This window comes from Brevundimonas olei, assembly GCF_037055245.1.
Classification (GTDB): Bacteria; Pseudomonadota; Alphaproteobacteria; order Caulobacterales; family Caulobacteraceae; genus Brevundimonas; species Brevundimonas olei.
Genome location: NZ_CP146369.1, coordinates 1,719,638 through 1,731,936 on the forward strand (window position 1 = coordinate 1,719,638; position 12,299 = coordinate 1,731,936).

The window sequence follows — 12,299 nt, forward strand, 5'->3', positions numbered from 1 at the left end:
GAGTGCATGACCGACCGCTATCTGGACGACCTGACCGTCGGCGAAAGCTGGGCCAGCGAACCCTTCACGATCACGGAGGATGAGATCATCGCCTTCGCGACCGAGTTCGACCCCCAGCCCATGCATGTCGACAAGGCGGCGGCCGAGGCGGGACGGTTCGGCGGCCTGATCGCCAGCGGATGGCACGTCTGTTCGCGCGTCATGCGCCAGTTCGTGGACGAAGCCTATTTCGGCAAGACGCCTCTGCTGGGCATGAACGTCGACGCCCTGTGGTGGGTGCGGCCCGTGCGGCCCGGCGACATCCTGACGGTGCGCCGCGAGATCACCGAAATCCGCCCTTCGAAGAGCCAGCCTGACCGCGGCGTCGTCCGCACCAAGACGACCGTCACCAACCAGGACGGCGACCTGGCCATGAGCTTCGAGAACCAGATGCAGCTGCCGAGGAACGCCGAAGCGCGGCTTTAGAACGCCGCCGCTGTTGACCCTGGGCCTTCAAGGCGTCAAAGCCCGGTGCATGCTACAGAACCTCGAAACCCTGTCCCGTGAGGCCCGTTCGTGGCCGTTTGAGCAAGCGCGCAACCTGCTGGCCCACGTGCTCAAAAAACGGCTGTCGGACGCGGAGCGCGATGCGGCCAAGCTGCTGATCGACGCCGGCAAGACGGACGAGGCTCTGGCGACCTTCGAGGCGCTGAACAAGCCGGTGATCCTGGAGACGGGTTACGGCCCGTCGGGCCTGCCGCACATGGGCACCTTCGGCGAGGTGGCGCGCACGACCATGGTGCGCAACGCGTTTCGCGCCCTGACCGGCGATCACTGGGCTACGCGCCTGATCGCCTTCAGCGACGATATGGACGGCCTGCGCAAGGTGCCGGAGGGCATCCCCAATCCGGAGATGCTGCGCGAAGACCTGCATCTGCCGCTGACTAGGGTGCGCGATCCGTTCGGCACCCACGACAGCTTTGGCGCGCACAACAACGCCCGCCTGCGCGCCTTCCTCGACAGCTTCGGCTTTGAGTATGAGTTCATGTCCTCGACCGAGACCTATCGGTCGGGTCGGTTCGACGCGGCCCTGCTGACCATGCTGGAGCGCTTCGACAAGGTCATGGGCATCATGCTGCCGACCTTGGGCGAGGAGCGCCGCGCCACCTATTCGCCTTTCCTGCCGATCAGCCCGATCACCGGTCACGTGCTGCAGGTGCCGACGCTGGAGCGCAACGTCGAGAAGGGCACGATCGTCTTCGACGACCCGGCTGGCGGTCGCACCGAGGTTCCCGTCACCGGCGGTCATGTGAAGCTGCAGTGGAAGCCCGACTGGGCCATGCGCTGGACCGCGCTGGACGTCGACTATGAGATGTCGGGCAAGGACCTGATCGAGAGCGTGCGCGAGTCGTCCAAGCTGTGCCGCGCCATCGGCGGGGTGCCGCCGGAGGGCTTCAACTACGAGCTCTTCCTCGACATCGAAGGGAAGAAGATCTCCAAGTCCAAGGGCAACGGCCTGACGATGGAGGACTGGCTGCGCTACGGCACGCCCGAGAGCCTGAGCTGGTACATGTTTCAGTCGCCGAAGTCGGCCAAGAGCCTGCACTTCAACGTCATTCCGCGCGCGACGGACGACTATCTGTCCTTCATCGAGCAGTACAAGACGCAGGAACCGGCCAAGCGGATGGACAACGCCGTGTGGCACATCCACTCGGGGAACCCGCCTGAGAGCGCCTCGCCGGTGTCGTTCGCCCTGCTGCTGAACCTGGTGGGCGTGGCCAACGCCTCGACCAAGGATCAGCTGTGGGCCTATTTCGCCAAATATCTGCCGGACGCCTCGCCTGAGAGCGAGCCCGTGCTGGATCGGCTGATGGGTTATGCGCTGAACTACTACGAGGACTTCGTGAAGCCCTCGAAGACTTATCGCCTGCCGGACGACAAGGAGAAGGCGGCGCTGCTGGAACTGGCGGAACGTCTGAAGGGCTTGCCGGCCGACACGACCGACGGCGAGGCTATTCAGTCCGAAGTTTATGCCGTGGGCAAGGAGCACGCGTTCGACCCGCTGCGGGCCTGGTTCGGCGCCTTGTATGAGGTGTTGCTGGGCGCGTCGCAGGGGCCCCGTTTCGGATCGTTCGCCGCCATCTATGGCCTGCCGCAGACGATTGAACTGATCGAAAAGGGCGCCGCCGGCGGCTTGGCCGAGGGCTGAGGGTGTTCGGGCCGTCGACGTTCTCGGCGGCCCGTTTTCGTTCTGGCTGTCAGGCGGCGAGGACAGCGCCGGCCAGTGAAACGACAGCCAAGGTCAGGAGCAGACCCTCAAACGGGGACGGCAGCCAGATCGATCTTCGATGGCGTCGGGTTCTTGTGCTGGGGACCATGATTTTCTCTCGCATTCCATAATGATCTGCAAGGCGAGCTCGGGAGAGCCGGAGAGCGGCAGCGGCTGGCCGTAAAGGCTGCGCCACAGCACATCCAGCGCTACGTCTGCTTTTCCAAGTGCGCCCATGAGGGTCATAGCGCCCGATATTGCAGGTCTTGCCCATCCCCCGAATGGGGGAGGAAATGAACAATATCTGTTTTTTCATATGCACTTGGGCGCATCGGACCCGCTGCGTTCGGCAAGGAAGATGAACGGCATATAACGATCAGGCTCGGGGAGCCTTCAGCTTGGCCGAGGCATTCTCATTTCATCGACAACTCGATGACAGGAGAGACTTATGTCGAAGACCTTCAAGGCGGGCCTGGCCGCCACCGCTCTTTTCGCCGCTCTGGGCTCCGCCGCCGTGCCCATGACCGCCATCGCCATGCCCCAGGCCAACGGCGTCACCAACTGTGATGCGCCCGGCGGTCGTCAGCAGGCGGGCGCCGCCATCGGCGCCGTGCTGGGCGGTCTGGCGGGCAGCCAGGTGTCCAAGAACGAGCGCGCCCTGGGCGCCGTGGTCGGCGCGGGGGCCGGTGCTGCGGCGGGCTCCTACATCGGCTGTAACCAGCAGCGCACGCGCGCTGCGGCCCAGGCCAACGCCAACATGTATCGCGCCACGTCCAACCTGCGTATCCGGTCGGGTCCCGGCACCCAGTATCGTCAGGCAGGCAGCCTGTCCGCCGGGCAGCCCTTCACCGCCGTGGGGTCGCAAGGCGAGTGGGTGCAGATCGCCGGCGGCGGGTGGGTCAACGCCCGCTATGTCGCGCCGAACTGATCGACGGCTTTCTCCCCCACGTTGATCAAGGCAAGGGCCGTTCCCGAAAGGGGCGGCCCTTCGCTATTGGCTGACCCATAGGATGCGGGCCATCCAGAGAAGCTGACGGCGGGGCAGGGTGCGTGGGTCATAAAGCGGATTGGCCGAACTCAGGGTCACCTCGCGGCTGTTCAGGGCGGAGATTTCCTTGGCCAGCGTCTCGCCGTCGATCGTGCGGACGACCACGCGGTCGCCGCGTCGGACCTCGGTCGCGTCCAGATCAACGATCACCCGGTCGCCGGGACGATAGACGGGCTCCATCGAGTCGCCGTCAATGGTCAGGCTGAAAAGGCTATCCTTGTGAGCCGGCAGTTCGGTCTGGTCCCAGCCGTCGGCCATGGGCAGACCGGCGTCATCGAAGAAACCTTCATCCCCTGCGCGTGCGAGGCCCAGAAGCGGAATGGGGCGTGGCTGGGATGAGGAATCATCGGCGAGGCCGGCGAACTCCCCCAGACTCAGGCCGCTCGTCGCCAGCACCTGCATCAAGCTTTCTGTCGAAGGCCAGCGCGGGCGCGGCGGGTCGCCTGGTCCCAGTCGTTTCGATGGATTGAAGCTGGTCGCGTCCAGCCCGGCTCGACGCGCCAATCCCGACGCTGAGAGGCCCTCACGTCGCGCCAAGGCGTCGATCGCTTTCCAAAGCTGGGAGTGGGACAGGGGCAAGGGCGCAAATTCTGAGGAAATATGCGCCTGAGGCTATCCGAATTGATTAGGAATATCTACCTATTCGTCCGCGATGCCGACCGCGCGTCGTTCCTGCCATGCGAAGAAGGTTCCCACGCCCAGCGCGATGATGATGCCGTAACCCGACATATTGATTACGGTGTAGAAGGCTGAAATCTCCGGGCGCAACTTCATCAAAACCATGAAATGGCTGGCGACCGCCAAGAGTTGAAAGGCGCTGGCCCACACGGGCCAGGTGCGAGGAGACTTCCATACGAGCGCGATAAAGATCGCTAAGGCGATGACGTCAATGATCAGCGTGGGCCACTGAACAGAGGCATAGCCGATGTAGGTTTGAGCCAACACTGAAAGAAACCATCCTCCCAGGACGGTTGCAGCGCCGATGCGCTCAGGACGCCCTCCTTTGGTCAGGGCGAAAAGACTGACCAGGACGATAAAGCCCGCTCCGATCAGTGCGGCGATGGTTTCCAGCAATGAAAAGCCCCCATTTGTCTCGCGACAATGGGGGCCAAGCTACATCATGCCGATTGGAAATCGGAGTGCCGACTCCAATCGTTACGCAGAATTCACGCCACGCGCAGGTGGCGTTCCTGGCTGCCCATCGGGCGGCTGTCCCATTCATCGGGCTTGTTGACCGGGCCAAGGGCATAGGTGCCATAGCCCAACCGACGGTGGTCCTTCTCAAGTTCAGCGTGGCACGCGATGACGGCCTCGCGAGCGGTGCTGAGAGCGGCGATCGCCTCCATGGCCTTGGTCTGGGAACCCGACGCGGCGACGGCGGAGAGGGAAAGGGCCGTACGAGCGCCGATCATGGCCTGAACCAGGGTCGTGGCGTGGGTGATGGCGTCATCCAGCGCTTTTTCAGTGGCGTGCAGTTCACCGGCGACGCCAGCGATGACTTCGTTGCGATCCATGGCTTTACCCCTCGCTAAAAGAACGATGGGAAAGAGTTAATGCATGTTAACTGTTTTGGGTAGGGATTTCTTTACAAAGTTTACAGTTGCGCTTTCGCCTGGTGGTCACGTCCCGGCGGTTTCCGGGTCAAGCAGGAAGTGAGCGGTAAGCGAGGCGATGGGCTCATGTCGTGCGTCTTGCCAGGCTTCTGCGACCACATGGGCGACGCGGCGCCCGGCCTTATTGATTCGTGCGCGGGCGTAGACGTCAACCGGGCGGCCCGAACGGAGATAGGCCACCGTGACGTTGATCGGGCGAGGCAGACGAAGGCGCGGATAGGTGAGGGAGACCTGGGCCATGGCCGTCATCTCCAGCAAGGCCGCGGTCGAGCCGCCATGCAGGGCGGGCAGCATGGGGTTGCCGATCAATTTGTCGGTGAAGGGCATGACGACGGTCACTTCGTCGCCATTCGCCTGGGTCCTGAGGTTCAGGAAGCGCGCATACGGCAGGCTGTCGAGCAGGGAAGCGGTCATGCGGCGGGCTTCGGTTTCAGATTGGCGCCGGTCCGATGCTCGCCTTCTGCGCTGACCATATAGGCCGATTGGGCGGCGGCGACGGGGTCGGTCGGGTCGTCCTCGAAAGCCCAGGCGCGGACGAAGGCGAGATTGCGAGTCAGGCGATAGCATCGGGCTTCGGCCAAGAGATCGCGTCCCGGCGCCGCCGCGCGCATATAGTCGACGCGAAGATCGAGCGTCGCCACCGGGCGGAATGCGCCCAGCCCGACCCAGACGGCCAGACCGCCGACGTGGTCCAGCAGGGTCGTGACGAGACCGCCGGCCAGCACGCCGGTCTCGGGGTCGCCGACCAGGTCCTCACGATAGGGAACGCGTATCCGCACGCGGTCTCCGTCAAGTCCTGCGAAGGCGAAGCCGAGAGCATGGGTATGGGCGGCGCCCGAGGCCAGCTGAGGCAATAAGGTGTCTAGGAACGAATCCGTCATCAAGGCGTCCTGTGTCTTGTCCCGCCTTGGTCGCCCGTCGGGGGCGCTCTTGTCCAGCGGGCGGATGATTTGATGATCCGACCTCAAGATCTTCTGCGACCCGCGCCGGCGGGCCTCTATTGCCCGATCGGCGACTTCTATGTGGACCCTGTGCGGCCGGTGGATAGGGCGGTGATTACCCACGGCCATTCGGACCATGCGCGGCCGGGCCACGGCGCGGTGCTGGCGACCGCCCAGACTCTGGCCATCATGGCCGAGCGCTACGGCCCTGACTTTGCGGGACACACTCAGGCCGCCTCCTATGGCGAGACGACGCAGATCGGTGGCGTGGGCGTGAGGTTCGCGCCTGCCGGGCACGTGCTGGGCTCGGCCCAGGCTGTGGTTGAGCGCGGCGGCCTGATCATGGTGGCGTCAGGCGATTACAAGCGGCGTCGAGACCCGACCTGCCTGCCGTTCGAGCCCGTCCCATGTCATGTCTTTATTTCGGAGGCCACGTTCGGCCTGCCGGTCTTCGTCCATCCGCCGGATGAAGAGGAGATCGCGCGCCTGATCCATTCGCTGACGCAGTTTCCCGAACGCGCTCATCTGGTCGGCGCCTATGCGCTTGGCAAGGCGCAGCGGGTGATCCGGCTGCTGCGCGAGGCGGGGTGGGACCGGACCATTCATGTGCATGGCGCGTTGGAGCGTCTGAACCGGCTCTATGAGCACGAAGGGGTCGATCTCGGATCCTTGGCGCCCGCCACGGGGCTGAAGGCCGGCGCTTTGGGCGGAGAAGTGGTGATCGCGCCGCCTTCGGCCATTCAGGATCGCTGGGCGCGCCGGTTCGCCGATCCTGTGGCCGCCTTCGCTTCTGGTTGGATGGGGGTGAGGGCGCGAGCGCGCCAGCGCGGGGTGGAACTGCCGCTGGTCATTTCGGACCATGCGGATTGGCCTGAACTGATCCAGACCTTTGAGGAACTGGCGCCGGAAGAAATCTGGATCACCCACGGCCGTGAGGAAGGCCTGCTGCGCTGGGCGGAGCTGAAGGGAGTTAAGGCGAGAGCCCTGCGCCTTGTCGGCTATGACGAGGAAGACGAAGAGCGGTCCGGAGACGAGGTCGTGGTCTGATTTGGCCGACTGACGTCCGTCAGGCGACGTCACGCGCGCGGGCGGAGGCGGCCGCCGCAGCAGGTTCCAGCGCGGTGTTCATGGCCAGGCGCAGTCGCTCCGGCTTGATGGGTTTCTCCACCACGGCGGCCATGCCCGCGGCCAGATAGGCCTTGGCGTCGTCCGGGTCGGCGTTGGCGGTCAGGGCGATGACCGGAATGTCGCGTTGAGGCCCTTCCAGGGCGCGAATGGCCCGGGTGGCGCCGACGCCGTCCAGGCGCGGCATCTTGATGTCCATCAGGATCAGGTCAAACGGACGCGACTGGACCGCTTCGACGGCCTCCTGGCCGTCCTCGACGGTTTCGGAGGTGCAGCCGAACATTTCGCACAGGGCCTGGGCGACCACGCGATTGGTGGCGTTGTCGTCGGCGATCAGCACATGGGGGCGCGCCTGGAGATGGAGGCTGTCCAGATCGGCGACATTGGTCGGCTCTTCGCGTTCGATGAAGGCGATCGGAGCGAACAGGTCAAAAGCGAAGGTGGCGCCGCGCCCGGTGTTGTTCTCGGCCCAGATACGGCCGTCCATGCACTCGACGAGGCGGCGGCTGATGGCCAGACCCAGCCCGGCGTCGTCTGTGGCCGGATCAAGCAGATCGGCGGCGCGGCGGTCGTCGACCGGGCCGTCGTCGCGAATGCGAGCCTCGATTAGGACGCGATCGCCCTGAGCCTGAGCCCTCAGGCTGGCTTCGACCATGCCGTGACGAGCGAACCTCAGCGCATTGCCGATCAGATTGTTGAACACCTGGCGCAGGCGATCGGCGTCGACCATCGCCGCCAGTTCCGTGTCGCCCTCATAGCCGACCATCAAGGTGACGCCGTCCTGAGCCGCACGCGGTGACCAATGGCTCTGCAACTCATCCATCAGGGTGCGCAACGGAGTGGCGGTTGCGGCGATCTGCAGCTCTCCGGCCTCGGCGCGCGCCAGATCGAGCGCATCGCGCAGATTGTCCAGCATGTCCTCGGCCGAATCCATGATGGTCCGGGCGTGAGCCTTGGCCGCCTCGTTCAGCGGCTGGCGATGCAGCAGCTCGGCGACGGCCAGCACCCCGTTCATGGAAGTGCTGAGTTCGCGGTTGAGCAGCCCCATGAAGCGGCTCTTATCACGCGCCGCGGTTCGGACGGCGCGCTCGGCGGCGTCGGACGCGCGGAGTTCTTCGACAAGGCGCTGGTTCTCGTGGCGCTGGTCTTCGTTGATGGCGCGAAGCAGGGCCACCGCCGTGCCGACGCCCCGATAGGCTCCGCCGCGCGTGACGATAAAGCCCCGCATCAGGGCGCCTGGTCCGCTTTTCAGGATGATGGAGGAGAAGGCGTCCACGCGAACGCCAGCCTCGATCACCGCCGGCTCCGGGTCCATCACGTGGACGACTTCGCGGGCCCCGTACAGGCTCTGGCCCAGCGGGCCCGCCAGCTTCAGCAGAAAATCCCCACGCTCGATCAGACCGATCGGACGGTCGCCGTCGACTACCGGTATCACCAGGGTGTCTGGTTCGCGCTGGAACCGCGCAAGAATCTCGCCGGTCATGGCGGTTTTCGCCACCGGCTCGACGCGGTCGGTCAGCACTTCGATCGTCGGCATTCGGCCGGCTCCTACTGAGGTTCTTTTACAATCTCAGAGAATCTTTTGCGGAAGGGTTAAGCCGCCGCGATTATTCTTCAGTCTCGCCGCCTTTGCCGAGCCTGCGTCTCTGGCGTATAGGAGGCGGTGTCCCATCTATCCGACCCCGGTTTCTTTTTTGAATGCGCGCGGCCTGCCGGCCGACCGCAGATTTGTCATGAACGCAATCGCGCAACATTCTGAAAAAACAGCTCTTGTTCTCTTTTCCGGCGGGCAGGACAGCGCCACCTGCCTGGCCTGGGCGCTGGAGCGGTTCGATCGGGTGGAGACGGTCGGCTTCGACTACGGCCAACGTCATGCGGTCGAGATGCAGGCGCGCCAGGCGGTGCGCCAGGAAGTGGTTAAGGTCCTGTCGCAGTGGGCGAACCGGCTGGGAGACGACCATGTCGTCGATCTGACCGGCTTCGGCGCCATCGGCGAGACGGCGATGACCACCGAGCGCGCGATCGAGGCGGATGCGCGGGGCTTGCCCAACACCTTCGTACCGGGGCGCAACCTGATCTTCCTGGTCGCCGCGGCGGCTCTGGCTGACCGTCGGGGGCTGGAGATCCTCATCGGCGGCATGTGCGAGACCGATTACTCCGGCTATCCGGACTGTCGAAACGAGACCATTCAGGCGACGGCGCGCGCCCTGTCGCTGGGGTTGGACAAGTCCGTGCCGGTCGAAACGCCGCTGATGTTCCTGACCAAGGCCCAGACCTGGGCGCTGGCGGACCGGATCGGGGGCTCCGCCCTGGTGGAGGCGATCATCGAGTTCAGCCACACCTGCTACCTGGGCGACCGGACGCATCGTCGCGCCTGGGGCTATGGCTGCGGCGCGTGCCCGGCCTGCGAACTGCGCGCGGCGGGCTATGCCGAATGGGCGGCTGGCGCATGACCTATTCGGCCAAGGAAGTCTTCCTGACGGTGCAGGGTGAGGGCGGGCAGGCGGGGCGTCCGGCCGTTTTCCTGCGCTTCGCCGGCTGCAACCTGTGGAGCGGGCTGGAGCGGGATCGCGCCACGGCCGTCTGCACCTTCTGCGACACCGATTTCGTCGGCGTGAACGGCGATGGAGGCGGCAAGTTCAAGACCGCCGACTTGATGGCAGACCATGTCGCCGGGATGTGGCGCGGACGCGAGGGCGATCCGAAGCTGGTGGTCTGCACGGGCGGCGAGCCCTTGATGCAGTTGGATGCGCCCCTGATCGAGGCCCTGCATGCGCGCGGCTTCGACGTCGCCATCGAAAGCAACGGCACACTGACAGCGCCGGACGGCATCGACTGGATCTGCATCAGCCCCAAGGCCGACGCGCCTGTGGTCCAGACCTCGGGCCAGGAGCTGAAGCTGGTCTTCCCTCAACCGCTGGCCATGCCGGATCGCTTCGAGAATCTCGATTTCGAGCGTTTCTGGCTCCAGCCCATGGATGGCCCTGATCAGGCCGCCAACACCGCCGCCGCCATTGAGTACTGCCTGACTCATCCGCAATGGCGGCTCAGCGTCCAGACGCACAAATACATCGGGGTGAGATAGCGATCAGCAGGCCTTGCCCTGACGCTGCCTCTGTTCGCAGCGGCGTTGTTCGCGCTCGTATTCACGCTGTTCGCGCTCGCGTTTGGCCTTGGTTTCCTCGTCCGAGGTGGTGACCGCGTCGAATCCCGCGCCGACCGCCGCGCCGGTCACCTTGGCCGCGCCGCCGACCACGGCGGCCCCCGCGCCGACGACGGCGCCCGCGACGCAACCCTGGAGCAACAGAGCGCTTGCCAGGAAGAGGGCGAGAGCAGGGAGGCGCTGGATCATGGGGACAGTGTGCCCGCGCTCTGCAGTCCTGTCAGCGCGCAAAAGAAAAGGAGCGCTTTTTCAAGCGCCCCCTGTGATCTTTCGATCAGTCGCCTCTTACAGGCTGTCGACCATCACCAGTTCGGCGTCCTGCTGGGCCGTGATGGTGATCGTCGGTTCGTCGACGATGCCGGCGCCGTCGCGGGCGTTCAGCGTCGTGCCGTTGATCTCCACCTGGCCGACCGCGGGCACCAGATAGGCGCGACGACCGGCCGCCAGGTCATAGGACAGGCTTTCGCCCGCCTTCAGCGTGGCGGCCAGAACGCGCGCATCGGCGTTGATGGTCAGGGCCTCGTCCGCCGGATCGCCCGAGGCGACGATGGTGAACTGTCCCGAGCGGTCGCTCTTCGGAAACTCGCGCTGACCCCAGGAGGGCTGAGCGCCGGGCCGATCCGTCTCTATCCAGATCTGGAACAGGGTCGTGAGCTCATTCTCCATGTTGTACTCGGCGTGGCGCACGCCGGTGCCTGCGCTCATCACCTGAACGTCCCCGGCCGCGGTGCGGCCCGTGTTGCCCATGGAGTCCTGATGGGTGATGGCTCCGGTGCGGACGTAGGTGATGATCTCCATGTCCGCGTGCGGATGAGGCGGGAAACCCGACTGAGCGGCGATCTCATCGTCGTTCCAGACGCGCAACCGGCCCCAACCCATGCGCTTCGGGTCATAATAGTTGGCGAACGAGAAGTGATGCTTGGCGTTCAGCCAGCCGTGGTTGGCGCCGCCGAGCGTCTTGAAGGGTCTGACGTCGATCATGGTGTGGTCTCCCATCTGAGGAATGCTTGAGACCTAGATAGGATCGCCGAAATCAATTGGCAACTGTACCTGTTTCATATCGAGCAGCTAACCACTTGGGCCCGATGCCGCAGCTTGGCGTCGGCCAGCACGATGGCGGCCATGGCTTCGACCACCGGGACGCCGCGCAACGCGACGCAGGGGTCGTGGCGGCCCTTGGTGCGAAGGTCGACCTCTTCGCTGTCGCGGTTGATCGTCTGTCGCAGGGTCAGGATGGAGGAGGTGGGCTTGAACGCCACGCGCGCTGTCAGCGGCTGTCCGGTGGAGATGCCGCCCAGCACGCCGCCCGCCTTGTTCGACAGGAAGACAGGCAGGCCGTCGTCGCCCAGGCGCATCTGGTCGGCGTTGTCCTCGCCTGACAGCTCGGCGGCGCCGAAACCCGCGCCGATCTCGACGCCCTTGACAGCGTTGATGGACATCAGGCCCGCCGCCAGTTCGGCGTCCAGCTTGGCGTAGAGGGGCGCGCCCCATCCGGCCGGGACGCCGGTGACCTCCAGCGCCACCACGGCGCCGATGGAGGAGCCGGATTTTCGCACACCGTCCAGATACTGCTCCCACACGGGCACGATCTCGGCCGAGGCGGCGAACAGGGCGTTGTCATAGACGGCGTCGAAATCAATCGCTTCGTCAGGAATACGGTGCGGACCGAGTTGGACCACCCCGGCGCGGATGCGAACGTCGTCGCCCAGCACCTTCCTGGCCACGGCGCCCGCCGCCACGCGGCTGGCCGTCTCACGCGCCGAGGACCGGCCGCCGCCGCGAGGATCGCGCACGCCGTATTTGGTCTGGTAGACGTAGTCGGCGTGGCCGGGACGGTAGGCGCGGGCGATCTCGCCGTAATCCTTGGACCGTTGGTCGGTGTTCTCGATCATCAGGCTGATCGGCGTGCCGGTCGTGACCGGGCCGTTCCCGTCGTCGAAGACGCCGGACAGGATGCGGACTTGATCGGCCTCCTGCCGCTGGGTGACGAATCGGCTGCCGCCGGGCTTGCGCTGGTCCAGCCAGGGCTGGATGTCGGCCTCGGTCAGCGGGATCAGCGGCGGGCACCCATCGACGACGCAGCCGATGGCCGGACCGTGGCTTTCGCCCCAGGTGGTGATGCGGAACAGATGGCCGAAGGTGTTGTGCGACATGGCCTCTC

At 65.3% G+C, this 12,299-nt stretch carries 15 protein-coding genes; 6 read left to right on the forward strand and 9 right to left on the reverse strand.

All coding sequences use genetic code 11. The annotated features are described in order from the left end of the window. Positions 1-6: 6 nt before the first annotated feature. From V8J38_RS08165 to V8J38_RS08175, 3 genes are all read left to right on the forward strand, one after another. The gene (locus V8J38_RS08165; RefSeq protein WP_338574747.1) at positions 7-465 is read left to right on the forward strand and encodes a MaoC family dehydratase; all 459 of its coding nucleotides are present in this window, start codon (positions 7-9) and stop codon (positions 463-465) included. Positions 466-514: 49 nt separating this feature from the next. Then, positions 515-2,188, forward strand: a complete 1,674-nt coding sequence (locus V8J38_RS08170) for a lysine--tRNA ligase (RefSeq protein WP_338574749.1) — start codon at positions 515-517, stop codon at positions 2,186-2,188. Between the two features lie 508 nt (positions 2,189-2,696). Further along, positions 2,697-3,176, forward strand: coding sequence for an SH3 domain-containing protein (locus V8J38_RS08175; RefSeq protein ID WP_338574751.1), 480 nt, complete (start codon positions 2,697-2,699; stop codon positions 3,174-3,176). 63 nt (positions 3,177-3,239) lie between these two features. On the opposite strand, the gene V8J38_RS08180 is transcribed toward V8J38_RS08175, so the two are convergent. The 5 genes from V8J38_RS08180 to V8J38_RS08200 all read right to left on the reverse strand — a co-directional run bounded on the left by V8J38_RS08180 (position 3,240) and on the right by V8J38_RS08200 (position 5,790). Beyond that, positions 3,240-3,875: a helix-turn-helix transcriptional regulator gene (locus V8J38_RS08180; protein WP_338574752.1), complete on the reverse strand. Its 636-nt coding sequence runs from the start codon at positions 3,873-3,875 to the stop codon at positions 3,240-3,242. 60 nt (positions 3,876-3,935) lie between these two features. Further along, positions 3,936-4,370 (reverse strand): hypothetical protein, encoded by a 435-nt coding sequence (locus V8J38_RS08185; RefSeq protein WP_291774905.1) that lies wholly within the window; start codon positions 4,368-4,370, stop codon positions 3,936-3,938. A 92-nt stretch (positions 4,371-4,462) separates the two neighbouring features. Continuing rightward, positions 4,463-4,810, reverse strand: coding sequence for a hypothetical protein (locus tag V8J38_RS08190; RefSeq protein ID WP_291774908.1), 348 nt, complete (start codon positions 4,808-4,810; stop codon positions 4,463-4,465). 105 nt (positions 4,811-4,915) lie between these two features. After that, positions 4,916-5,323, reverse strand: a complete 408-nt coding sequence (locus V8J38_RS08195; RefSeq protein ID WP_338574756.1) for a PaaI family thioesterase — start codon at positions 5,321-5,323, stop codon at positions 4,916-4,918. Further along, positions 5,320-5,790 carry a PaaI family thioesterase gene (locus tag V8J38_RS08200; RefSeq protein ID WP_291774914.1) on the reverse strand — a complete coding sequence of 157 codons (471 nt, stop codon included), beginning with the start codon at positions 5,788-5,790 and terminating at the stop codon, positions 5,320-5,322. The genes V8J38_RS08195 and V8J38_RS08200 overlap by 4 nt, the downstream gene beginning before the upstream one ends. A 72-nt stretch (positions 5,791-5,862) precedes the next feature. Here V8J38_RS08200 and V8J38_RS08205 point away from each other — a divergent pair, with 72 nt between their 5' ends. Beyond that, on the forward strand, positions 5,863-6,897 hold the full coding sequence (locus V8J38_RS08205) for a ligase-associated DNA damage response exonuclease (RefSeq protein WP_338574758.1): 1,035 nt from the start codon (positions 5,863-5,865) through the stop codon (positions 6,895-6,897). A 19-nt stretch (positions 6,898-6,916) separates the two neighbouring features. Here the strand turns inward: V8J38_RS08205 and V8J38_RS08210 are convergent, their stop codons facing one another. Next, on the reverse strand, positions 6,917-8,512 hold the full coding sequence (locus V8J38_RS08210) for a response regulator (RefSeq protein WP_291774920.1): 1,596 nt from the start codon (positions 8,510-8,512) through the stop codon (positions 6,917-6,919). 205 nt (positions 8,513-8,717) lie between these two features. On the opposite strand from V8J38_RS08210, the gene queC reads away from it, so the two are divergent. Further along, positions 8,718-9,428, forward strand: coding sequence for a 7-cyano-7-deazaguanine synthase QueC (queC, locus tag V8J38_RS08215; protein WP_422388340.1), 711 nt, complete (start codon positions 8,718-8,720; stop codon positions 9,426-9,428). Beyond that, positions 9,425-10,060, forward strand: coding sequence for a 7-carboxy-7-deazaguanine synthase (gene queE / locus V8J38_RS08220; protein ID WP_338578612.1), 636 nt, complete (start codon positions 9,425-9,427; stop codon positions 10,058-10,060). The genes queC and queE overlap by 4 nt, the downstream gene beginning before the upstream one ends. A 3-nt stretch (positions 10,061-10,063) precedes the next feature. Here the strand turns inward: queE and V8J38_RS08225 are convergent, their stop codons facing one another. From V8J38_RS08225 to aroC, 3 genes are all read right to left on the reverse strand, one after another. Next, positions 10,064-10,327 carry a hypothetical protein gene (locus V8J38_RS08225; protein WP_338574761.1) on the reverse strand — a complete coding sequence of 88 codons (264 nt, stop codon included), beginning with the start codon at positions 10,325-10,327 and terminating at the stop codon, positions 10,064-10,066. 96 nt (positions 10,328-10,423) lie between these two features. Continuing rightward, positions 10,424-11,119 carry a pirin family protein gene (locus tag V8J38_RS08230; RefSeq protein ID WP_338574763.1) on the reverse strand — a complete coding sequence of 232 codons (696 nt, stop codon included), beginning with the start codon at positions 11,117-11,119 and terminating at the stop codon, positions 10,424-10,426. Positions 11,120-11,193: 74 nt separating this feature from the next. Continuing rightward, positions 11,194-12,291, reverse strand: a complete 1,098-nt coding sequence (gene aroC / locus V8J38_RS08235) for a chorismate synthase (protein ID WP_338574765.1) — start codon at positions 12,289-12,291, stop codon at positions 11,194-11,196. Between the last annotated feature and the right edge of the window lie 8 nt (positions 12,292-12,299).

Excerpts from the sequence above, each read along its gene's own strand:
- V8J38_RS08190 (WP_291774908.1), bottom strand. The coding sequence starts at position 4,810 with ATGGATCGCAACGAAGTCATCGCTGGCGTCGCCGGTGAACTGCACGCC.
- V8J38_RS08165 (WP_338574747.1), top strand. The coding sequence starts at position 7 with ATGACCGACCGCTATCTGGACGACCTGACCGTCGGCGAAAGCTGGGCC.
- V8J38_RS08170 (WP_338574749.1), top strand. The coding sequence starts at position 515 with ATGCTACAGAACCTCGAAACCCTGTCCCGTGAGGCCCGTTCGTGGCCG.
- V8J38_RS08205 (WP_338574758.1), top strand. The coding sequence starts at position 5,863 with ATGATCCGACCTCAAGATCTTCTGCGACCCGCGCCGGCGGGCCTCTAT.
- V8J38_RS08195 (WP_338574756.1), bottom strand. The coding sequence starts at position 5,323 with ATGACCGCTTCCCTGCTCGACAGCCTGCCGTATGCGCGCTTCCTGAAC.
- queE (WP_338578612.1), top strand. The coding sequence starts at position 9,425 with ATGACCTATTCGGCCAAGGAAGTCTTCCTGACGGTGCAGGGTGAGGGC.
- V8J38_RS08175 (WP_338574751.1), top strand. The coding sequence starts at position 2,697 with ATGTCGAAGACCTTCAAGGCGGGCCTGGCCGCCACCGCTCTTTTCGCC.
- V8J38_RS08210 (WP_291774920.1), bottom strand. The coding sequence starts at position 8,512 with ATGCCGACGATCGAAGTGCTGACCGACCGCGTCGAGCCGGTGGCGAAA.
- V8J38_RS08200 (WP_291774914.1), bottom strand. The coding sequence starts at position 5,790 with ATGACGGATTCGTTCCTAGACACCTTATTGCCTCAGCTGGCCTCGGGC.
- aroC (WP_338574765.1), bottom strand. The coding sequence starts at position 12,291 with ATGTCGCACAACACCTTCGGCCATCTGTTCCGCATCACCACCTGGGGC.
- V8J38_RS08225 (WP_338574761.1), bottom strand. The coding sequence starts at position 10,327 with ATGATCCAGCGCCTCCCTGCTCTCGCCCTCTTCCTGGCAAGCGCTCTG.
- V8J38_RS08230 (WP_338574763.1), bottom strand. The coding sequence starts at position 11,119 with ATGATCGACGTCAGACCCTTCAAGACGCTCGGCGGCGCCAACCACGGC.